Source organism: Dolichospermum sp. UHCC 0352 (assembly GCF_009711925.1).
Taxonomy (GTDB): domain Bacteria; phylum Cyanobacteriota; class Cyanobacteriia; order Cyanobacteriales; family Nostocaceae; genus Dolichospermum; species Dolichospermum lemmermannii.
This window is the reverse complement of record NZ_VIKY01000191.1, coordinates 35,968-57,292: the sequence shown is the minus strand read 5'-3', so window position 1 is coordinate 57,292 and position 21,325 is coordinate 35,968. Positions and strand designations below refer to the sequence as shown.

The following is a 21,325-nucleotide window of genomic DNA, read 5'->3' as shown; positions in this document are numbered from 1 at the left end:
TATAGGTCAAATACCAGGATAAATTATGCCTACTCAAATTAATGCTCCTCCTGCTATTGATTATGCACCTCTGGAATTACAAGGGGAATTAATTGCTATGCAAGAATTAACAATTGAGGAATTATTAACTATTGCTCAAAGTCAAATTCCAGAAAGTCAGCAAGAATTACATTTTCAACTGTTAGAAAAAAATCAAAATAATCAATTAAGTGAATCTGATAGGTTATTGTTGAAATCGTTGCGGGTGAGTGCTGATTATTTAATGTTAAAAAAAGCTTATGCCTATGCACTTTTAAAGTGGCAAGGGTTTTCTCTTCCAGATTTTGAGCAATTAGTATAATACCAGTGTCATCTATTTCTAAATCTCTTCGTCAACAAGTTATTAATGAGGCTGGTTATAGATGTGAATATTGTCGCACTTCTAGCCGGTTAACAGGTATGCCTTTAGTTATGGATCATATTTTGCCTAGTTCATTGGGGGGAAATGATGAGCGAGAAAATTTAGCTGCTTGTTGTTATCGTTGTAATGAGTTTAAAGGAGCGAAAATAACAGCTAATGATCCTGTAAAGAATGAATCTATATCTTTGTTTAATCCTCGTCTACAAAGATGGTTAGATCATTTTCAATGGGCAAATGGTGGTACTCATATTATTGGGATAACTGCTATTGGCAGAGCGACAGTTTTAGCTTTACGATTAAATAATGAAGATGTTGTCCAAGCTAGGGCTATTTGGATTAGTTTAAGTTGGCATCCTCCTAATGATTAATGATGGGGATTTTTGGGGTTTTTGTGTCATGCAAAGACGCAAAGTTTTAATCTTGTGCAAAATCAGTAAATTGTCTGATATGAGGCGCTCTAAAAGCTAAAACTATATCGCTTTTTGGTACTCCTAATTCTACCAATTCATTAGCTACCCCTTCCTCAGTTAAATCTCTCTGAATCCAGATTTTTCCATCTTTAATATCTACATGAATCATTGTACCATAGGTTCTATTTTCACCTTCCCAACCTATATGAATTACTCAATAGCGATTTCTTTGAATATCAAATATTAACTCGATTTCTGTTCCTTCAGAGCAATGACCGTCTGTATGTGTTGCTAACACTTGTTGTACTAATTCAGGGTAATCTAATTTTTCCATAATATTGGGAACTGGTTTAATTTCTGCGATCGCTTTACCTGCTTCAATGATAATAATGCTTTCTCCTGCTGCTACTTGGTGAAGATAGCTAGTGAAGTTTTTCTGGATTTCATCAATGGTTACGGTTAGCATGAGATGATGATTTAGGAATGCTTCTAGTATAGCAATGATCAAGATTTTTTATTTTATGTAAAGACGCAAAAAATCTAAACCGATGCAAAACCTGTAAACTGTCTGACATAAGGTGATCTAAAACCTAAAACAATATCTGTTTTCGGAACACCTAACTCTACTAATTGATGAGGAATTCCTTCTTCCGTAAAATCCCTTTCAATCCAGATTTTACCATCTTTAATACTAATATGAATGGGAAACCAATAAATTCTTTTTTCATCCTTCCATCCTGTAACCAATAATAAATAAACATCCCTTTCTGTATCAAAAACAATTTCGAGATTTTCTGAATCTTCTACACATTCTTCCTGTGCATATTTTTGGATGAAATTTTTAACTATTTCTCGATAATTTAATGTTTCCATAAGACTATAAAGTTATGAAGCTATTTGATAAATTACAGGTTTATATCTTGGTTCGGGAATGGGTTTACCTTCTATTTCCGCAGCTTCTAACCAAGCAGTTTTAGCTTTGAGAACTTCTTGTAGTGCTTCTTCTTCAGTTAAACCAAATCCTGAACAATATTTTAAATCAGGAATATCAGCAATATAACCTTCATCTTCTTGACTGTAGAAAATATTAATGTGATAGTGTTTCATTATTCATTCTCCATAGTTAAGGAATATTTTTCAATCAAAATCAAAAATTGCCGAATTTGATAAGGAATAGCTTTACCATTGCGATTTTGTAAGTTAATAAGTTCAGGGATAGTTGGATGAGTAAAAATGTGATGACTACCGTTGATACGTGATAAGGAAAAACCAAAGGCTTCAACTAATGTCACCAAATCATCGAATTGAAGATTTTTAGATCCTGAAAGAACTTTCTCCAGTAATTTACGTTTTTTCGACATTACTTTATTTTATCATTGTTTTATATTAACTTCTATCCTACTTTCATTATTCTTTACCCAGTAATAATTCGTAGGTTGGTTTAAGCAAAGCGCAACCAAACGCAATAATCTTATAAAGATGTTGGTTTTTGTCATGTCAACCTACATCTACTCTTTATCCACTTTTTTCGGATGCTATGTGTCTGTGTAGATGTGAATTATATTCGCCTAGTTATAAAGACTTTTTGTTAAATTTTATTAACAACCGATAATTTAAGGACTTATGTTATAATCTATTTTGTATAAAATCATCCGTGTCTTTCAATAAAACATAATCTTGATTACATAAATAATGAAATCTATTGTTAAACAATTAAGTCTATTTGAATTAGAATTGACAAAAACAAATCCTGAAACAATAGTATTACCAAAAGGCTATAAAGGATTAGCTGCTTTTCATAAATATTGGGGTAAAAAACCAATTGAATGTTTAGCATTTTTAATTGAAAACTTAACAGAAAAAGGTGATATTGTTTTAGATCCATTTTTAGGATCAGGTTTAGTTGCTCGTGAAGCAGTAATTAGGGAAAGACGATTCATAGGTATTGACATTAATCCTGTAGCTGTAGAATTATCGAATTTATTAGTAAATTTACCAAATCCAGATATTTTAAAAAAAGCCCTTGATGAATTAGAAATAAGTGTTAAATCAGAAATATATAAAACTTACTTACTAGAAGATGGAAAATTTGCAACTCACTATTTATGGCATGAAAATGAACTAAATTCAGTTTGGCATTTATCGCCAAGAAGAAATGAAAGTGATAAAAGGATACCAACTAATTATGACTATCAAGCATTTAAACAATTTGAGGGATACGAACCTAAAATACCTCGACCAATTAAGTTATTTCAAAATAGCCGTATAAATACAAATGATACTTTAACACTAAAAGATTTATTTACTGGTCGTGCATTACATAATATAGATTTGTTACTTAATGCAATTCACAAACAACCAGATTCTATCAAATCTGCATTATTGCTATCATTAACTGCTGCTTCTGGTCAAATGTCTAAGATGGTTTTTGCAATTACAGGAAGAGGTAAAACAAAATCTGAACCAACAAATAAAATAGAAGTTGGTAGTTGGGTGATAGGATATTGGCGACCAACACTACATTTTGAAATTAATGTGTGGAATTGTTTTATTAAACGTGCCAATAGTTTACTAAAATCTATTCAAGAAGATGAATTTAAAAAAGGTTATTGTGTATCTAAAAAATTAACAGATGTTATTAACAATAAAGCAGATGTAGCAATTTTTCAAGGTGATAATCGAAAAGTTCTTAATAATTGCCCTGATGAAACTATTTCTTTGATATTAACTGATCCGCCACATAGTGATAGGATTCCATACTTAGAATTGAGTGAAATGTGGAATTGTTTAATAGATAAAGAGCCGGATTTTTCTCAAGAAATTGTAGTTTCTAATGCTCGTAGTCGAGGGAAGAATAAAAACAATTATGTGAATGAAATGACGGAATTTATGCAAACTGCTACTCGTATCCTGAAACCTGGTGGAATATTAGCTCTATTTTTCAATGCGAGAGATGCTGATAGTTGGCAGTTTTTAAAAGAGGTAATACCATCTGATAATCAATTACAATTTCGTGGATTATTTCCTATGAATTATTCAGCTAATTCAGTAATTCAAGATAGCAGAAAGGGAGGTTTAAAAAATGATTTCGTTTTAATCTATCAAAAACCTGGAAATGAAGATAATATAAAATTGATGTTGTTAGAAAAATTACCTAACTGGTCTAAAGAAATACCTGATATTCACTCAAAATAATCTGAAATCTGAAAAAAAAAATGAGTTATACGTTTTCTCAACTTTCTCGGCTTTATGATGAAAATAAATTTTTTGAATTAACATCATCTCCTGAAGGATTATATTTTTTAAAATTACGTTCTTTGGCTCGAAAAGATTATTACTTGCATTTATTTCAAAAAGCACAAATATCTTCAGATAATTTAGGAGTAAAGCAGTACCTTGAAACACTTTTTAAGTCTAATATTTCTTTAGAAACTATTCATGATTCTATTAATCAAATATATGAAATACAAAGAGAAGAACGTCGCATACATGAGCAAGATTTACTAGCAGAATTATATAAACTAAGAGTTTTTGACTGGGGTGGTATCCATCAAAATGATATTAATAAGTATCTAGTTGATAACTACATAAAAAAGATTACTAATTATGATAATTTAATAGAAAAAGTAAAAAATGAAATTTTACATAGTTTAAAAGGTTTTGTTCTGTGTTCTTGGTATAATAATTGGACATCAATTATTATTGAGGATATTTTTAAAGACCATGAGCGTGTTTTACCAACTGTGGGGCTAATTAAACAAGTTGATTTTTTTATTGATGATATACCTTTTGATCTCAAGGTAACTTATTTTCCAAAAGGTTTTATGGAAAATGAGAGAAGGAACAGAAAACTAACAATTAAGGAATTATCAGAGTTAAAGAAGACAGCCAAAATATTTAATCTTCCTTTTGATCAAAATCGTCCTGATGATGAACTATTGATTGATTTGATTACAGCTTTTGCTGAAAGTTCCCAGCAGGATGTAAAAGATTTTTATGATAATTTTGTGAAAATTAGAAGAGATATTATCAATAACACATTAAAACAACCACGTGAACTTTTGCGCTGGTTGTATGAAAATCAAGGTTCTCAAAGATTTGATGCAAGTAATAGGTTATTTTTGGTTCTTGTGGATACTAATTCTTTAGAAGATAGTTGGAAGCTAAAAAGAGATTATACTTTGTTAAAAAATAAAATTGATGAATATCTAAATACACGCTCTTTTAATAAGGATAAACTGTTATTAAATTGGTCTTTCAATAACAATCAATACCAAAGCTATGCTGATGTTTTATTTGTACTAAAGTAACACCAATAAATTATAAAAAAAGGGATAAGCAAAACGCCTATCCCCAAAAAATCAACTAATTAATGACTTACGTTCCAGACTGCCAAGAATTGGTATAGTCAATTTGCTCGGCTGTCAAACTATCAATGAAAATGCCCATAGCTTGCAACTTCAAACGAGCAATTTCTTCATCCACTTCTCTAGGAATAGAATGCAAACCAGCAGCTAAACTACCCTTATTCTTCACCAGGTATTCAACAGCTAATGCTTGGTTAGCAAAACTCATATCCATAACTGCGCTGGGGTGTCCTTCAGCAGCAGCCAAATTAATCAAACGTCCTTGTCCGAGTACAACTACGGATTTACCATTTGTCAATTTATACTCTTCTGTGAAAGGACGGACATCCTTGATTTCCTTAGCATTAGCGGCTAAGTATTTCAAATCAAGTTCCAAATCAAAGTGACCAGAGTTACAAACGATCGCACCGTCTTTCATCACATCAAAGTGTTCACCGCGAACGACGTGCTTGTTACCTGTGACAGTAATGAAGATATCACCGTGAGGTGCTGCTTCCGCCATTGGTAGCACACGGAAACCGTCCATAACGGCTTCAATTGCCTTGATGTGGTCAATTTCGGTGACGATGACGTTTGCACCCATGCCACGGGCGCGGAGGGCTGTACCCTTACCACACCAGCCATAACCGACAACGACAACAGTTTTACCAGCTAACAAAATATTTGTAGCGCGGATAATCCCATCTAAGGTAGATTGACCAGTACCATAGCGGTTATCAAAGAAGTGCTTGGTGTCTGCGTCGTTGACGTTCATCGCAGGGAATGTAAGAACGCCTTCGTTAAACATGGCGCGTAACCGCACGATCCCGGTGGTGGTTTCTTCGGTACTACCAATCAAATCAGCGATTTGGTTTTGACGGTGTTGAACCAATTCTGCTACCACGTCGCTACCGTCATCAACAATGATGTTGGGGCGATGATCTAAGGCTATTTGGACGTGACGGCTATAGGTAGCGGCATCTTCGCCTTTTTGAGCAAATACGGAAATTCCATGATCAGCTACAAGACTTGCAGCTACGTCATCTTGAGTTGATAAGGGGTTACTAGCAATTAAAACTGCATCAGCACCACCGGCTTTCAGAGCGATCGCTAAATGTGCTGTTTCTGTGGTAACGTGGGCGCAAGCTGAAATACGCAATCCAGCAAAGGGCTTTTCTTTCTCGAAGCGATCGCGGATTTGCTTCAATACGGGCATTTCTCTGCCAGCCCATTCAATGCGTTGTCTTCCCAAGGGAGCTAGGCCGAGGTCTTTAACCTCGTGCTTTAATCTGGGAGTGGTTGCAATCATGAAAATTATCCTTTAAAAAAATGAAACAGGTTTATAAGCCTTTACGTACTTTAACAAGGTTTTCTCATTACTAGCCATATTTTCTGAGAATTAGTAATCAGCTATTCAAAAAGTCCTGTGAACTAGCTTCACCTCTGATATGAGCCGTGTTAACACTAGATCGGGCTTTTTCTTTTTTCATCATTCTCTGGTAAGAATATAGCAACGACTTAGGACATAGGCGACAGGATATTAATTATTCCCCTATTCCCATTGGTGTCAACTTCAGGTAAAACCGATAACCCAACTGGGAATTAATTCCCAGTCTGATAGCAAAAGTCATCTCAAGATGACTAAAGAAACCAAAAATTACTTAGTAAACTTTAGTTTACTTTAGCTATTAGCCCGGAACTTAAGTTCCGGACGGGTGTGGAAGCCTTCAATCACACAAGGAGGTATTTTAGTGATACTTCGATTTTTAGCGGTAGCAGGGACAATGGTAATTACCATCGGTTCTGTCACCAAAGCCACAGCCCAGTTTTCTCCTTTACCTTTTCTGCCCACTCCCAGTAGTTCAAGCAATAAGGTAGATGATAAGATGGTATCTGGCTGGATTAATTTAGATGGTCGTCCTTTATTTAGCATCACAGCCTCAAAAACCAAATTTCCCGAACGTTTTCAAAACATTCAACAGAATTTACAGGATATCACCCATAATTATTTACAGGCATCTGCAACAGAAGTTAAAGTGCAGAATCGCACAGTTAAAGGATTACCGACGATTTTTGTTAATGACCAATACCTGATGACCATTACCTACGAAGATGTTGGACAGGCAAACCCGTTAACATTAGCAAATCAAATTAGTGATGACTTAAAACAACACCTGCAACAAGCCAAGCAAGAACGACAAACTCGGTTTTTAATTCAGCAAGGTGAAATTGCTGCTGTGGGGACACTGGCAATGATCATCATCAGTTGGGGTGTCAGGCGTTGGCAAAAGCGTTTAAGCAAGAATGCAGCCGATTCTATCCCGGCTATTTCCAAAGATACTGCACCAATTACCAAACTATTAAATCAACAACAACAGCAGCATCTTCAAGAAGTCAAAACTAGACTTTTTCAAATAGCACAAGCAGGGATTTGGGGCAGTGGTAGTTTAATTATTTTAGGACTATTTCCCTACACACGCGCCTTCCAAATTGGGATTCTCACCATTGCCCAAATTCCCATCAAATTAACTATTGTCGCGGTGGGAACTTATGTAGCTGTGCGGTTTACCTATGCCTTAATAGATCATTTTACCTCAACCATAGTGAGTGGTGGGGCTTTATTAACTCCAGAAACATCCGAACGTTTGCAGTTGAGAATATCCACATTTTCCGGCGTAACTAAAAGTATCACTACGATTATTTTTGTGGGTGCAGGTAGCTTACTAGCTTTGATATCTTTGGGGATAGATATCGTTCCGCTGTTAGCTGGTGCTGGTTTAGTCGGTGTGGCTATATCCCTCGCTTCCCAAAACTTAATCAAAGACGCAATTAACGGCTTTCTGATTATTTTTGAAGACCAATATGCCCTGGGTGATATGATTACTGTGGGTACTGTGGGCGGTTTGGTGGAAAAGTTGAATCTGCGAATGACTCAAGTTCGAGATTCGGAAGGACGCTTAATTACTATCCCCAATAGTGAGGTGAAGATTGTGGCTAATCTTTCTAGTCGTTGGTCACGGGCTGATTTAAGTATTCCGGTTTCTTATCAAGCGGATGTAGATGAGGCTTTGAAGTTAATTAAAGATGTGGGTTTGGAGATGAGTCAAGATCCCGCATGGAAACATCAAATTCTGGAAAAGCCAAATGTTTTGGGTGTTGAGCATTTTAGCGATCGCGGTGTGATGATTCGTGTCTGGATCAAAACCCAACCGCTTAAACAATGGAACGTAGCGCGAGAATATCGTCGTCGCCTAAAAATCACCTTAGACGCAGCCGGAATTTATATTCCCGTACCGCAACAAGCAAATTGGATTAATGAGGTGCAGTTATTGAATTCTCAGGATGAGTTTTCCACAAGTGCAACATCAGAAACTTAAATTATCAAGTTTCTTTAGTCACATAACCATCTTTCATCTCAGTCCAGAAAATCGTAGAGGCGTTTCGTAAAACGTCTTTGCGTTTTTATATGTTTATCTATAAAGTAGTTGCTTTTATTAAAGGCAATTTTTGATCATGCTCTTGCCATTTTAGTAAATTTGTACTATACTATGAAAATAGTCTTCAAACCTGGAAAGACTGATGGAATAAGGATTTTAAGGACTACACCTATGATGAAGCATTATATTCTCAATCTTAACCCAACTGCCAAACATGAATGGGATCGTTGTATTATCCGTGATCCTTTAACCGCAAAACGTCCAGATATAGCTAAATTAATTTCTGAAGCCGTAGGTGCAGATACAGGTAGTTATTTAGTCAGTGTAAATATTGAAGTCACGGTATTACAGGAAGCGCCAATACCATCACCAGAACAGCTTTCTCTACCGTTTCCAGAAGTGTCTGTACCCACCCAATTAAGGGAAGCTGCGTAGATATCTCCGACTTCTTCGAGAAGTCGGGGATCTAGAATTCAATCATAAGTTACAATAAAACTATCAAATTTGACTGTAAAGCCATGTCTGAATCAGTTCAATATATCACTAACGCACAGGGAGAAAAGGTTGGGGTACTGTTAAACTTAGAAACCTATCAACAACTAACTAACTTATCTTTAGATTCTGAATTATTGATTGGTTTAAGTATAGATGAGTTGCAAGCTTTAGCAGAAAGTTCTTTATTTCCTAAAACTCAGACGCAATTACAGGAGTTATTAATTAAAAATTCTCAAAATCAATTATCAAAGGTTGAAACTGAAACTTTAGATAAATTATTAGCACAAGTTGACCAATTAAATATTATTAAAACTAGAGCTAGATACACATTAAATATTTTGCAAAATCAGCAGCAAGTAGCATGAGTGTTTATATTTCTGCTTTTAGATCCCCGACTTCTTAAAGAAGTCGGGGATCTGGGATTTGTGGTATTTACCCTTCTATAATTTTAATCTCTTCTGCTGTTAGTTCGTAAAGTTGATAAACTAGCTGATCTATTTCTGTTTCAATATTTTTAACATCTTTACCTTTAGCAGCAAGACATTTTTGTATAAGGTTTTCTATAGCTTTACGCTGTGATTCCGTAGCAGGGGGAATAGGGAAATCTTTCATGAATATCGAGCTTGGTTCATAGAAATCACCCTGTAATTTTGAGAGTAGATGATGAAATAAGAACGTCACTACACTAGAGTTAAGAATTGCTAGTAAAACTTTATCATTTGTAGGAATAATAAATGCTTTTTGATTGGCGTAATAGCCTGATTCATCCCATGCAAATTCATTACGCTTACAGATATTTGGATAAATAATCTTAGGTTGCTCAAATTCTTGCCAGTAAGCAATATTATCCTGGATTTCATACCATTTATAAGTACCTGCTTTTCTACCAGTACCAGGTGTAAGCTGTTTTTTGTATTGGCTTAAATAATTCTCAATTGCTGGATATTTTTGAATATCAATTCCTCTTCTGGTGAAAATTAGCCATAAATCTTGATACTCAACACACCATCTTTTAACATCACGGCCACGCAACAAAGGCTTGATAACTTCAGCAGAAGAAGGATGTTCAACAATTAGTCTATCTCGTGTTTCTCTATCTACAACGAAAGCCTCATTAAAACCTGTCAAAATACCACGATAAAATTTACCATTAACATACTCTCCTAATGCTGTCCCAGAATTTTGCAATTTCGTTAATAAGTTTAAGATTTGAGAAGATTCTAACCGCCAACCATCAGATTTTAAATTTCCCTGCAAAATTATCAAACTATCCTCTTTTAATACAGTCACAAATTCGGCAATATTTTGTTTTTTTATTGCATTCCATGACAAAGCCTGTATTTGGTTTACGTCTGATTTAACCTTGCTTAATATGATAATACTAGGATAAGCAATCGCTTCTTCAAAAACTGGGAAATCACCAAAATCAATTAGATTGTAAATGGTTGTTGAATTTGTTAAAAAGTGACGTAATTTTTCACCATAACCTGCTCGAAAATATTTATTAGAAGAGATATAAGTTAAATGACCTTTCGATTTTAATAACTTTAAACCTATTTCATAGAAATAAACAAATATATCAGCAGTTCCTGTATAGCATTGATAATTCTGCTGCAAAATTGGCTTCAATTCCTTAATTTCTTCTTGTCTGATATAAGGAGGATTACCAATTACGACATCAAAACCGACAAAAACACCCTCATTATTCAAAACTTCAGGAAACTCAAAACGCCATTCTAGAGCATTTTCATATATTTTACCACCTTCTATATCCTCAATCTCAACCCGTAACTTATCAATCTCATTATTTAACTTAGCGATTTTTTTCTCCCGCGTCTTTTTCTCAGCTTTCGTCTCCTCAAATAACAAAATTTGATTCTCTAAATTAAAAAGTTCACCCTCTAACTTTCTGAACTTAGTTTTATTTGGATCACTTGCTTGTAATGTTGTTTTAAAATTACCTTTAATATCATTAATCAATCTTTCCATTTCCCGCTTTTGCTCTTTATTTTCAGCATTGCGGTAAGTTTGAACAGCATTTCTATAAGTTTCCATACTGCATTTATTTCTATTTAAAGCAGTTCGCAAATCAGCATCTAAAGAAAACCGACTAATTAAAGAATTACCACATTTAATATTAATATCAATATTGGGTAAAGTCTCCAATTCTCCTATATTCCCCTCTCCTCCCAGGAGAGGGGTTAGGGGTGAGGTCTTATAATAAGCATTTTTTAAAAGTTCAATCCATAACCGCAACCGACATATTTTCACAGAGTTGGGATTTATATCCACACCAAATAAACAGTTTTCAATAATCGTTTGTTTTTCATGAAATAGAGTTTCTTGAACTCGTTGACTTTCCTTGCTTTTAGGATTGTAATCAAATAATAACTTTTCATCATCAATCACAATCAATTCATCATTGACAACTTCAATATCATACTCTTTTAATCTTTTACCTTCCCTATCAAGTAAAATCTTCAATTCGCTTTTAATCGCAATAATTTCATTCAAAGCCGAAACTAAAAAATGTCCTGAACCCACAGCAGGATCACATATTTTCAAACTATTGATAATTCTATTAGCTTCTTTTTTATCTTCTATCTTTTCATATAAATCATCAATATTTTCACAATTCCAACCTTTAACTTCATTAAACTTCTGTATAACTGCTTTTCTAATTGTTTCCCGACACATATACATAGTAATAAAACCGGGAGTAAAGAAAGAACCATCTTTATAACCGTTAATTTTCTCGAAAATCAAACCCAGTACAGACGCATTAATTAACCTTTTATTCTCTTCTTGAATTTCTTCCCCGCTTTCACTACTAAAATCATAAGCATTGAGAAATTCAAAGAGATATTCTAAAGCATTAATTTCACCAATGCGTTTTTTTCCGTTGTTGTCTTTTAAGACAGTCGCGGGAAAAATTTCTAGTTTCTCATTTCTAAGATTCTGAATAAAAATACTTGGACTTGATTGTTCAATATCTGTATGTTCAAATAAAGAACTATTTAAATAAGGAACATGAGAAAATATCTTTTTTACAGTTTCGTTTCTTTCGTTTTGTTTGCGAGCTAATACGCTGAAGAAAAGACTGTTAAGATCATGATAATTTTGGACTTTCTCTAAATTCAAGAATCCGAAAGACAGATCATTTTTATGATATTTGATTAATTGCGCTTCTAATAACTTCAGAAACAGGATTCTATTTACCCAAGTAATTGCTAATTCTAACCCAACGTTGAAAAGTTGTTCTTGAGAAGTTTCTCCAAATCGTTCTGGCTTTTCTATGCGAGAAATTTTATCTAAACTATCAAGTTGGACAATTGCATTTTCAATTAGTGAACCTGGATTTCTCTCATTTTCCTTTTTGCGTTGAATGAGTTTTTTACCACCTTCCTTAGTTTCAGTTAACCCGATAATATGTAATAATTCGCTGTAAAATCCTTTATCAAGAGTATTACTATCATTAGAAAAAGGTAATTTTAATAAATGTGATGGTGAAAACAACTTAAACAGTGGGATTAATTTATGATCATCGGGATTTTCACCAGGTTGTAAATATTCCTGACATTCTCGAATATCAAAATATGTAAAAGGAATTTGTTCTTGAATTTCTGCAATAGCAGGTTGAGCAATTTCCTTATAAAAGAAATCCGTTTTTTTACTTGTTAATCTTCCCTCTGCAAAATCTGTAAATTGCTTAACCAAGGTTTTATTTTCAATAAATGCTTTATCAAAACTATTTGCATCAAAAATAAACCATTCATAAATATTAGTAACTATTAAATATTTAACTTCTATATTTTTCTCTATCAGACGTTCCCGCAGAAAATATAAAACCAATTCTTGAAAAGCTTTAGTATTCAAATTATCAACTTTCAGCATTTCACCTTTATTGGTAGGTTTTTTAGCTTCCAGAATTACACCAACACTACTTTTAGCATCTTTACCATTATGAATAACAAAATCATTGCGTCCCTTAGTATTAATGAAATGATTTGTGCTATAATATGTGTTCTTTAAAAAATCACCAATCAGATTTTTATGAAACTCTTCAGATTCAACTTCATTAATTTCCTCAATGAGACTTTGCAGATTCTTTTTAAAATGCTCAATATCATTTCTATTGGGTTTAACCTTGAGAAAGGCTTTATTTAATGATTCTCTGGGTTGCATTTTATGTAAATTCATTTTTCTTAAATGTTTATATTGTAGGTTGGGTTGACGCAAGGAAACTGTCTGATAGCGAAGCGTGGCGCAAGCCATATCAGGATGTCCACCGATTAAAGGATGAGCAGGATAAAAATAGGAATTTTAAGTAATTATTTTTCAAACAACCTCTAATGTACCAATATTTCTTCTCTCCGTGTCCTCCGTGCCTCTGTGGTTCGTTTCAAAAAAGGTACTTGGCACTACTGTCTGGGCTGTAGACAAGATATCGAAATCTCTAAATGACTAAGAGAACTCCACATAATATTTGATAGTTTTGATCATGTTGGGTTGACGCAAGGATACCCAACCCCATACAGGCTTTTAGTTAAGCCCAAAAATTAAACATAGCATTAGCCGATTCTATCTCTAATAGTAGCACAAAAAGTCAAGGGGTATTAATCAATCCTGTAAAAACCTATTTCCGTTAACTTATTGACAACATTCTCAATAATCTTGAGAATAGAGAGAGATATTCTCAATAAACATCAACTTTACCAATTTTCCAAAAATGTCCATTTAAAAAACTTATACTTCTCAAATAACGGTTGGTTGCTTTGGTTGAGACAAGGAAGCACAAAATTTAAATTCAAAATCAAGTCAGGGTAAAGCGCAATGCTAAACCCCTACTTTGCTGTAATTATGCTAAGTGCATAAAAATCATTTTTAGCAATTCAGCGCGAGTAAAAGGTTTAGTTAAATATCCCGAAGCACCGACAAATCTCGCTTTTACCTTATCTATAATTCCCTTATTGCTAGTCACAAAAATAATGGGAATATTTTTAAACAGGGAATTATTGCGGATAATGCGACATAGTTCATAACCATCAATTCCTGCCATATTTAAATCCAGTAAAATCAGATCCGGCTTATGTCGAATAATTGACATAACTGCTTTTACTGGTTCATTAATAGTCACCAAAGTAAAATTCTCATCTTCTAAATAACGGCTAATTTCCTTGAGAATTGTGGGACTATCATCTACAGAGATAATTTTGTAAGTCTTTTGTGTAGTTCTCGGATTGACTTTTACTTTTTGGGAATCAGCATCTATGTTACTATCAACAGTTTCGGGTTGTAAATCATCTGGAGGTAAATCAGCAATGTCTGTTACTAGCTGTTCAACCGCAACATTATTTTCAGAAATAATTAAAGTTTCTGGAGGAGGATCTTTGCTTAGTGCTACATCGGAAATAAATAATTTTTCCTTCACCGATTCTGTGCTATCTTCAGAAAATGGTAATAGACTGCCATTTGTTTTTGGTAATTTATCAAATGGAGGATCTGGTTCATGTAATACTATCGAACCCTTGACAATATAGGGGTATAAACTTAAAGCTAGTTGCAATTCATCCTGATTCATGATAATCGCTAGATGACGTAAGCTAAAACCCTTCATCCAATTAGTGATATTCTCTTTTAGTGGTGGTAATCTTTTATCCTGAAATTTGCTACTAACTAACAAATATGGACGCTGATAGGGAGAAGAGATATATCTACCAAGATATCGCCAATTTTGTAACTGATTTTGACATTCTTCGATGATAGTATTGATATCTAACTGACAAATTTTTGTCAAATCATGGATTGGTTCTGCTAATTCATAAGTGCCTGTTTTAATGAGGATAAACCATTCAATTACCTCTTTGACTAATTCTTGAATAAGTAATGTTGCTTGAGTAGGCAGAAGATGTTGTTCAGTGACAAGCCAGTTAATCGCTTCGTATTCTGGAGGTTGGTTTGGGAAATGATCATGATCTTCAGCTTCAAACACCAAGCGCATTTGTACACGCACTTCATTATCTACGAGCGGGATTTGTTGATGGAGACGACGCATTTGTCGTTCTAATCTATCAAAAGGTTCTACGGAATGAGTCGCATAGATAATTTTTCCTTGTTCTATATATATCAACCAAGATACAGAGTTACTAAATGCTTGTAAACAGGTAGTTTCATAACAATTGCTTAATTGTCTTAATAAACCCGCGGGAGGTAGTTTGGTAAATGTGCCAGTATTTTTCATATTTTTACAATTTTTTGGGCGGATACATCAATATAGTATGGGAAAAGATTAAATATCAGGCTGTAATATGATATCACTGGAAAATATAGTCATGATCACAAGTTATTAAATTATGAATATCAACGAAAAACATTTTCTAAAAATTCTCCTACCTAGCGATCTTGAATGTAACAAGTTTTGTGGTTTTTTGTGCTAATTCTTGAGCATTTGCTTAGATATAAATCTCCTGCTTGTCAGATCTTTCAGCTATTTGATTTTGATAAATCACATAGTAATCCGAGGGAGAATGCTGAGATATTTCGGATAATTTAAATTCATCAACCGTCAGAATGATATTCGTCCTGTTTGGGGATTTAAAAATAATGAATTTATTTACCTGAAGACAGACGAAATCTCACATAGAATCTTTAAAAATTTATGGAGGTAAATGTATATGTTGATTATAGCACTCAGCTATCGGACAAGAGCAAGAATAGCAAAGAAGAGAAAGTATTCATTTCCTGGAAATTACACCCAGGAAATTAGTTGTAATTCCCTCTGAGTGAGGTTATTCATACTTGAATTATGCAACACCTAGTTATGAGGAGTTGGAGAGATATTTGGCAAATTTACCGCAAATCAATATCTTTACTGAAAAACTCAAGTATTTTCGACAAAATACCATAATTTTAGTCATGCTAGCGCTAGAAACTATATACTTTGAGTAAAAGGAAAATAAGACTTTGGATTATAACATAACACAAAAAGTTATGATTGATACGTTTAATCTTGACGAAGTTGTAGAATTTGCGGAAAATCCCGAACCCCGTTGCCCATGCGTGCTATTGCTAGATACCTCCGGCTCAATGCAGGGGGAACGAATCGAAGCTTTAAATCAAGGTTTGTTGAGTTTAAAGGATGAACTGGTAAAAAATTCTCTAGCATCCAGAAGAGTGGAAGTGGCAATTATCACCTTTGATAGTAGTGTAAATGTCGTGCAGGACTTTGTAACTGCTGATCAATTTAATCCGCCAATTCTCACAGCCCAGGGTTTAACCATCATGGGTTCAGCAATTCATAAAGCATTAGATATTATTCAAGAGCGTAAATCCCAATATCGAACTAATGGTATTGCTTACTACCGTCCCTGGGTGTTTATGATTACCGATGGTGAACCCCAAGGTGAACTAGATCATGTTGTCGAACAAGCATCCCAAAGACTGCAAGGAGATGAATCTAATAAGCGGGTGGCCTTCTTTACTGTGGGCGTAGACAATGCGAACATGAGCAGATTAAGTCAAATCGCTGTGCGGAGTCCACTCAAGCTGAAAGGATTAAATTTTATTGAGATGTTTGTATGGTTGTCCGCAAGTATGTCAGCGGTATCCCATTCTCAAGTAGATGAACAGGTAGCACTACCACCAATTGGGTGGGGATCTGTTTAGATGAAAATTACAGCTTGTTGTTTAAACTGAACTAGCTGTGGAAAACAAATTATATGAATACATCAAAACAGATTTCTCAATGGCGCATAGTAGCTGCATCTGTATGTGGAACTAGTCACTCAAAAAACCAGCAACTTTGTCAGGATGCTCACCATTGGCAACTATTAGCCAATAATGTGTTGGTAATAGCAGCAGCCGATGGTGCGGGTTCTGCTAAACTAGGAAAGGTGGGATCAATGATTGCTGTAGAAACGGCAATAGAGCATCTTTCTCGCCAAGAGATTACCAGTAATACCCTGGCTAATAATGATTTTTTGGGTTATTTGCTAACTGATGCTATGTTAGCAGCCCGCAAAGCCATAGAAATTGAGGCGGATATTTGTCACAATCAACCTCATGATTTAGCAACTACCTTAATTGTCATGATTGCTACACCAGAAATTGTGGCTGTGGGGCAGGTTGGTGATGGTTTAGCTGTAGCTAAAAATAGTATGGGTAATCTGATAGCCTTAACCATCCCCAGCAACGGTGAATATATCAATCAAACGACCTTTTTAACATCTCCCGATGCCTTAGAGACAGCACAACTGAAAATATGGCGGGAAGAGATAGTTAATGTTGGTGTGCTTACCGATGGGTTACAGATGTTAGCTTTAAATATGATTGTTGGTGAACCTCATAAACCTTTCTTTTTACCTTTATTCGAGTTTGTAGCTAACGCTGAAGATAGAATATTAGCAAAAGAACATTTAATGAGATTTTTAAGCTCTGATAAGATTACTCAGCGGACTGATGATGATTTGACTTTAGTTCTAGCTGCATTTATTAACTCATGAGTTATGGTAATCAGGAATTATTTGCAGGTTGGTGGATAACTCCTGCGTCCTCACACCAGCTAAAGCCATCCTCTTGAGTTGCTGAACTTTTGACTGATTCCAATTACTTCACATAACCTTAATTCTGCCATGCAGGTACTACGTCCTTTTCCCAACCCGGAAATTCTCAACCTCTCTGTCAGTGTGGGACATGGTGGTGAAGCTTGTATCTATGCAGTGCCATTGGATGACAATCTAGTGGCGAAAATCTATCACAAACCAACTATCTCCTATGCCCAAAAACTGCGGGCAATGCTGGCTAATCCTCCTGTTAATCCGACGGACAATTTAGGGCATATTGCCATTGCTTGGCCACAGGAGTTGTTGCAAGCAGCAGATAGTAGCGGTAAGATTGTGGGCTTTATTATGCCCCGGATTCGGGGAATGCGGCCAATTATGGATTTTTATAATCCGGGGATTCGCCGACAACATTGCCCATTGTTCTCTTATCAGTATTTATTGCGGACTGCCCGTAACCTAGCCTCAGCTTTTGCGGCTTTGCACGCCAGCGGATACTGTATTGGTGATGTGAATGAGTCAAATATTCTGGTTAGTGATACGGCATTGGTGACATTGGTAGATACAGATTCGTTCCAAGTGACCGAACCATTAGAAAATCTGGTCTATCGTTGTTCTGTGGGTAAGGCTGAGTATACTCCGCCAGAATTACAGAATAAAACTTTTGCTGATTATGACCGCGAAAATTATCATGATTTATTTGGGTTGGCTGTACTGATTTTCCAATTGTTAATGGAAGGAACTCACCCATTTTCTGGGATATTTCAAGGTGGGATAGAACCTCCAACCTACCAGGGGAGGATACTTTCTGGGCATTTTACCTATAGTCAAAAGAAACAAGTCCCCTATTTGCCTACTCCGATTTCCCCTGGTTGGGATCTGCTTCATCCCAGCTTACAGGATTTATTTGTGCGTTGTTTTGAAGATGGTCATGACAATCCCCGGTTACGTCCTAATGCTCAAACTTGGTTATCGGCATTAGCGGCAGTGGAGGAAAGTTTGCTGACTTGTGCGGCTAATCCTCAGCATCTTTATCATAATCATTTAGATAAATGTCCTTGGTGTGAGAGGACTAGACGATTAGGTGGAAGAGATCCGTTTCCGTCACTCGTAGCGATCGCTTCTAAACAACATCTGCAACCACGCCAAAAACCTCAGTCTAAACGTCGCTATGTTCCGACTCCACGGATTACTCAGCCATTAAAATCAAATTATCCGGTCTATCATTGGCAACCCATAAACCAGCAGTTTTATCATGTTCCGTCTCGGAAAAAGTTAAACCCCAAGATATACGGTTTCATTGTTGGGGTGATGGGATTGGGTCTTTTGGGTTATTTGGACGTAATGATTAAATTTACCCGTCCTTTTGTTTCCCAAAATCCTTATACTCAACAAAGTTTGATGTCTCGTGCTGCTAATCAAACTCCTGATTTACCAAAGCTTTCTTTTACGGATTATTATCAGCGTGGTCATACTGCTTATCAACGGCAAGACTATGAACAGGCAGTGGTCAACTTTACCCAAGCTATTAAAAAGAATCCCCAGTCTGCCAAAAGCTATATAGATTTGGCTAATTCTCAGTACAATTTAAATAATTATGAAGCTGCATTAGCTAATTATAACCAAGCTTTGAAGTTAGATCCTCAAGAAGTTAAAGCTTATGTAAATCGCGGCAATGCTTATTATATGCTTGCTAACTATAGTAGTGACCCTAACAGAGAATATAAACAAGCAATCGCGGATTTTAATGCTGCCATCAATATAAATAAAAATGATGCTGAGGCTTATATCAGAAGGGGTGTTGTGCGATTTGAAATCAATAAATACATCAATAATTCTTTTCAGGAATACGAAAAATCAATTGCCGATTTTACTGAAGCCATTAAACTCAATTCATCAAAAGTAGATGCTTACTTTCAACGGGGTTCGGTTCGCTATCAAATGGCTCAATATAGCACTAATTATGCAGCAGAATATAAACAAGCGATCGCCGATTTTACTGAAGCAATTAAACTCAATTCCCGGTTGGCTAAAATTTATCTAAAACGTGGTATGGCCTACTATGAACTAGCACAATATGGAGAAGGTATAGCTGATAAAAATCATGTTCAAGCAGTTGCGGATTTAGAAGCAGCCGCTAAAGTTTCTTTAGAAGAAAATGATATGGATAATTATCAACAGTCCCTCAGTAGCATTTGTATTGTTGTCGCTAATAAATGTGACGGTTTATTATCTAACTCAACCCTACTTGGACAAAGTAATTGATATAGAAGGAGTCAGGAGTCAGGAGTCAGGAGTCAGGAGTCAGGAGTCAGGAGAAGAAAAAATAAGAAGGAAGAATAAGGAAGAATAAGGAAGAATAAGGAAGAAGAAAAAATAAGAAGGAAGAATAAGGAAGAAATTAAAATCATCTAAAATGTCAATAATCGGTAAAAATAACAGTTAAAATGCTACCTCTGACTTCATCAAGAAATCGGGGGTTTTTGTTTTTGTGATTAAAATTACTATCGCAGTATGTGGATTGAATTAGGTACAAAATTTACGAAAAAAGACCACCACCAAAAGACTTTTATTTCTTCTTCTTTCTTCTTCTTTCTTTCTTTCTTCTTCTTTCTTATTCTGACTCCTGACTCCTGACTCGGTGACTCCTGAACTCCTGACTCGGTGACTCCTGAACTCCTGACTCGGTGACTCCTCCTACAAATATTTTACAGATAAAATATCTTAATTTACTTATTCTTTATAATTTTCTAGAAAATAATAGTTAAATTATGTTTATCTACCCAATAAAGAGAAAGAAAAAAGCATTCAAGTTCTCTGCCATCATTGTGCATTCTCTTCATTTCCATTAGTTGAAATTATCACCCACCTGCAAATTTTTGAGGTAACTACATGAAAGCAGTGATTTTAGCAGGAGGTCTGGGTACAAGGTTAAGTGAAGAAACCAGTATCAGACCCAAACCCATGGTTGAAGTTGGTGGTAAGCCAATTCTCTGGCACATAATGAAGACTTACTCAGCTCACGGTATTAATGATTTCATTATTTGTTGCGGTTACAAAGGGTACGTTATTAAAGAATACTTTGCTAACTATTTTTTACATATGTCAGATGTGACATTTGATATGCGATTTAATCAAATGAATGTCCATTCTGGATATGCTGAACCTTGGCGCGTCACCTTAGTAAATACAGGTGATAATACAATGACCGGTGGGCGGTTAAAGCAAGTTCGTGAACATATTGGGAATGAAACCTTTTGCTTTACCTATGGTGATGGTGTCAGTAATATCAATATTACAGAATTAATTAAATTCCATCAAGAACAAAAGACATTAGCAACACTCAGCGCAGTGCAACCAGCAGGAAGATTTGGCGCAATTTCTTTAGGACAAGAACAAACTAAAATTACCAGTTTTCAAGAAAAACCTGAAGGTGATGGTGCTTGGATTAATGGGGGCTATTTTGTTCTAGAACCACAAGTAATTGATTTTATTGCTGATACTTCAACTGTGTGGGAGAAAGAACCATTAGAAAAGTTAGCTAATTTAGAACAGTTAGCGGCTTACAAACATGATGGTTTTTGGCAACCCATGGACACATTAAGAGATAAAAACTATCTTGAAGACCTTTGGAAAAGTGGTAAAGCTCCTTGGCAAGTTTGGGAATAGAAATTTTGGA

Annotated in this window: 19 protein-coding genes; 11 read left to right on the top strand and 8 right to left on the bottom strand. The window is 35.2% G+C overall.

What is annotated here, in order from left to right:
• Positions 1 to 25 precede the first annotated feature (25 nt).
• Both FJR06_RS13230 and FJR06_RS13225 read left to right on the top strand, forming a co-directional pair.
• On the top strand, positions 26 to 340 hold the full coding sequence (locus FJR06_RS13230; protein ID WP_015077985.1) for a hypothetical protein: 315 nt from the start codon (positions 26 to 28) through the stop codon (positions 338 to 340).
• Between the two features lie 5 nt (positions 341 to 345).
• On the top strand, positions 346 to 768 hold the full coding sequence (locus FJR06_RS13225; RefSeq protein ID WP_015077986.1) for an HNH endonuclease: 423 nt from the start codon (positions 346 to 348) through the stop codon (positions 766 to 768).
• A 46-nt stretch (positions 769 to 814) separates the two neighbouring features.
• Here the strand turns inward: FJR06_RS13225 and FJR06_RS24925 are convergent, their stop codons facing one another.
• From FJR06_RS24925 to FJR06_RS13200, 5 genes are all read right to left on the bottom strand, one after another.
• Positions 815 to 1,015, bottom strand: a complete 201-nt coding sequence (locus tag FJR06_RS24925; protein WP_371723947.1) for a XisI protein — start codon at positions 1,013 to 1,015, stop codon at positions 815 to 817.
• A gap of 9 nt (positions 1,016 to 1,024) precedes the next feature.
• Positions 1,025 to 1,276 (bottom strand): hypothetical protein, encoded by a 252-nt coding sequence (locus FJR06_RS24920; protein WP_371723933.1) that lies wholly within the window; start codon positions 1,274 to 1,276, stop codon positions 1,025 to 1,027.
• Between the two features lie 74 nt (positions 1,277 to 1,350).
• On the bottom strand, positions 1,351 to 1,683 hold the full coding sequence (locus FJR06_RS13210; RefSeq protein WP_168651586.1) for a XisI protein: 333 nt from the start codon (positions 1,681 to 1,683) through the stop codon (positions 1,351 to 1,353).
• Positions 1,684 to 1,695: 12 nt separating this feature from the next.
• Positions 1,696 to 1,917: a type II toxin-antitoxin system HicB family antitoxin gene (locus FJR06_RS13205; protein WP_015077988.1), complete on the bottom strand. Its 222-nt coding sequence runs from the start codon at positions 1,915 to 1,917 to the stop codon at positions 1,696 to 1,698.
• The gene (locus FJR06_RS13200) at positions 1,917 to 2,171 is read right to left on the bottom strand and encodes a type II toxin-antitoxin system HicA family toxin (protein ID WP_015077989.1); all 255 of its coding nucleotides are present in this window, start codon (positions 2,169 to 2,171) and stop codon (positions 1,917 to 1,919) included. The genes FJR06_RS13205 and FJR06_RS13200 overlap by 1 nt, the downstream gene beginning before the upstream one ends.
• A 331-nt stretch (positions 2,172 to 2,502) precedes the next feature.
• On the opposite strand from FJR06_RS13200, the gene FJR06_RS13195 reads away from it, so the two are divergent.
• The gene (locus FJR06_RS13195) at positions 2,503 to 4,005 is read left to right on the top strand and encodes a DNA methyltransferase (protein ID WP_015077990.1); all 1,503 of its coding nucleotides are present in this window, start codon (positions 2,503 to 2,505) and stop codon (positions 4,003 to 4,005) included.
• Between the two features lie 20 nt (positions 4,006 to 4,025).
• Positions 4,026 to 5,120: a hypothetical protein gene (locus tag FJR06_RS13190; protein ID WP_015077991.1), complete on the top strand. Its 1,095-nt coding sequence runs from the start codon at positions 4,026 to 4,028 to the stop codon at positions 5,118 to 5,120.
• Positions 5,121 to 5,187: 67 nt separating this feature from the next.
• On the opposite strand, the gene ahcY is transcribed toward FJR06_RS13190, so the two are convergent.
• On the bottom strand, positions 5,188 to 6,465 hold the full coding sequence (gene ahcY / locus FJR06_RS13185) for an adenosylhomocysteinase (RefSeq protein WP_168651585.1): 1,278 nt from the start codon (positions 6,463 to 6,465) through the stop codon (positions 5,188 to 5,190).
• 442 nt (positions 6,466 to 6,907) lie between these two features.
• Here ahcY and FJR06_RS13180 point away from each other — a divergent pair, with 442 nt between their 5' ends.
• From FJR06_RS13180 to FJR06_RS13170, 3 genes are all read left to right on the top strand, one after another.
• Positions 6,908 to 8,533 carry a mechanosensitive ion channel family protein gene (locus FJR06_RS13180; protein WP_168651584.1) on the top strand — a complete coding sequence of 542 codons (1,626 nt, stop codon included), beginning with the start codon at positions 6,908 to 6,910 and terminating at the stop codon, positions 8,531 to 8,533.
• 231 nt (positions 8,534 to 8,764) lie between these two features.
• Positions 8,765 to 9,028: a hypothetical protein gene (locus tag FJR06_RS13175; protein WP_168651583.1), complete on the top strand. Its 264-nt coding sequence runs from the start codon at positions 8,765 to 8,767 to the stop codon at positions 9,026 to 9,028.
• An 83-nt stretch (positions 9,029 to 9,111) separates the two neighbouring features.
• The gene (locus tag FJR06_RS13170) at positions 9,112 to 9,453 is read left to right on the top strand and encodes a hypothetical protein (RefSeq protein WP_148759672.1); all 342 of its coding nucleotides are present in this window, start codon (positions 9,112 to 9,114) and stop codon (positions 9,451 to 9,453) included.
• A 67-nt stretch (positions 9,454 to 9,520) separates the two neighbouring features.
• On the opposite strand, the gene FJR06_RS13165 is transcribed toward FJR06_RS13170, so the two are convergent.
• Both FJR06_RS13165 and FJR06_RS13160 read right to left on the bottom strand, forming a co-directional pair.
• Positions 9,521 to 13,363 carry an Eco57I restriction-modification methylase domain-containing protein gene (locus FJR06_RS13165; RefSeq protein WP_217359782.1) on the bottom strand — a complete coding sequence of 1,281 codons (3,843 nt, stop codon included), beginning with the start codon at positions 13,361 to 13,363 and terminating at the stop codon, positions 9,521 to 9,523.
• Positions 13,364 to 13,946: 583 nt separating this feature from the next.
• The gene (locus FJR06_RS13160) at positions 13,947 to 15,329 is read right to left on the bottom strand and encodes a response regulator (protein WP_015077997.1); all 1,383 of its coding nucleotides are present in this window, start codon (positions 15,327 to 15,329) and stop codon (positions 13,947 to 13,949) included.
• A 749-nt stretch (positions 15,330 to 16,078) separates the two neighbouring features.
• Between FJR06_RS13160 and FJR06_RS13155 the strand changes: the two genes are divergently transcribed.
• The 4 genes from FJR06_RS13155 to rfbF all read left to right on the top strand — a co-directional run bounded on the left by FJR06_RS13155 (position 16,079) and on the right by rfbF (position 21,315).
• Positions 16,079 to 16,753: a VWA domain-containing protein gene (locus tag FJR06_RS13155; RefSeq protein ID WP_015077998.1), complete on the top strand. Its 675-nt coding sequence runs from the start codon at positions 16,079 to 16,081 to the stop codon at positions 16,751 to 16,753.
• Positions 16,754 to 16,806: 53 nt separating this feature from the next.
• Complete coding sequence (locus FJR06_RS13150; RefSeq protein WP_015077999.1) at positions 16,807 to 17,589, top strand: PP2C family serine/threonine-protein phosphatase; 783 nt, start codon at positions 16,807 to 16,809, stop codon at positions 17,587 to 17,589.
• Between the two features lie 129 nt (positions 17,590 to 17,718).
• Positions 17,719 to 19,911, top strand: a complete 2,193-nt coding sequence (locus FJR06_RS13145; RefSeq protein ID WP_168633107.1) for a tetratricopeptide repeat protein — start codon at positions 17,719 to 17,721, stop codon at positions 19,909 to 19,911.
• A 627-nt stretch (positions 19,912 to 20,538) separates the two neighbouring features.
• The gene (gene rfbF, locus FJR06_RS13140) at positions 20,539 to 21,315 is read left to right on the top strand and encodes a glucose-1-phosphate cytidylyltransferase (protein WP_015078001.1); all 777 of its coding nucleotides are present in this window, start codon (positions 20,539 to 20,541) and stop codon (positions 21,313 to 21,315) included.
• The last annotated feature ends 10 nt before the right edge of the window (positions 21,316 to 21,325 follow it).

Excerpts from the sequence above, each read along its gene's own strand:
- FJR06_RS13230 (WP_015077985.1), top strand. The coding sequence starts at position 26 with ATGCCTACTCAAATTAATGCTCCTCCTGCTATTGATTATGCACCTCTG.
- FJR06_RS24920 (WP_371723933.1), bottom strand. The coding sequence starts at position 1,276 with ATGCTAACCGTAACCATTGATGAAATCCAGAAAAACTTCACTAGCTAT.
- FJR06_RS13210 (WP_168651586.1), bottom strand. The coding sequence starts at position 1,683 with ATGGAAACATTAAATTATCGAGAAATAGTTAAAAATTTCATCCAAAAA.
- FJR06_RS13205 (WP_015077988.1), bottom strand. The coding sequence starts at position 1,917 with ATGAAACACTATCACATTAATATTTTCTACAGTCAAGAAGATGAAGGT.
- FJR06_RS13200 (WP_015077989.1), bottom strand. The coding sequence starts at position 2,171 with ATGTCGAAAAAACGTAAATTACTGGAGAAAGTTCTTTCAGGATCTAAA.
- FJR06_RS13195 (WP_015077990.1), top strand. The coding sequence starts at position 2,503 with ATGAAATCTATTGTTAAACAATTAAGTCTATTTGAATTAGAATTGACA.
- FJR06_RS13190 (WP_015077991.1), top strand. The coding sequence starts at position 4,026 with ATGAGTTATACGTTTTCTCAACTTTCTCGGCTTTATGATGAAAATAAA.
- ahcY (WP_168651585.1), bottom strand. The coding sequence starts at position 6,465 with ATGATTGCAACCACTCCCAGATTAAAGCACGAGGTTAAAGACCTCGGC.
- FJR06_RS13175 (WP_168651583.1), top strand. The coding sequence starts at position 8,765 with ATGATGAAGCATTATATTCTCAATCTTAACCCAACTGCCAAACATGAA.
- FJR06_RS13170 (WP_148759672.1), top strand. The coding sequence starts at position 9,112 with ATGTCTGAATCAGTTCAATATATCACTAACGCACAGGGAGAAAAGGTT.
- FJR06_RS13165 (WP_217359782.1), bottom strand. The coding sequence starts at position 13,363 with ATGGCTTGCGCCACGCTTCGCTATCAGACAGTTTCCTTGCGTCAACCC.
- FJR06_RS13160 (WP_015077997.1), bottom strand. The coding sequence starts at position 15,329 with ATGAAAAATACTGGCACATTTACCAAACTACCTCCCGCGGGTTTATTA.
- FJR06_RS13155 (WP_015077998.1), top strand. The coding sequence starts at position 16,079 with ATGATTGATACGTTTAATCTTGACGAAGTTGTAGAATTTGCGGAAAAT.
- FJR06_RS13150 (WP_015077999.1), top strand. The coding sequence starts at position 16,807 with ATGAATACATCAAAACAGATTTCTCAATGGCGCATAGTAGCTGCATCT.
- FJR06_RS13145 (WP_168633107.1), top strand. The coding sequence starts at position 17,719 with ATGCAGGTACTACGTCCTTTTCCCAACCCGGAAATTCTCAACCTCTCT.
- rfbF (WP_015078001.1), top strand. The coding sequence starts at position 20,539 with ATGAAAGCAGTGATTTTAGCAGGAGGTCTGGGTACAAGGTTAAGTGAA.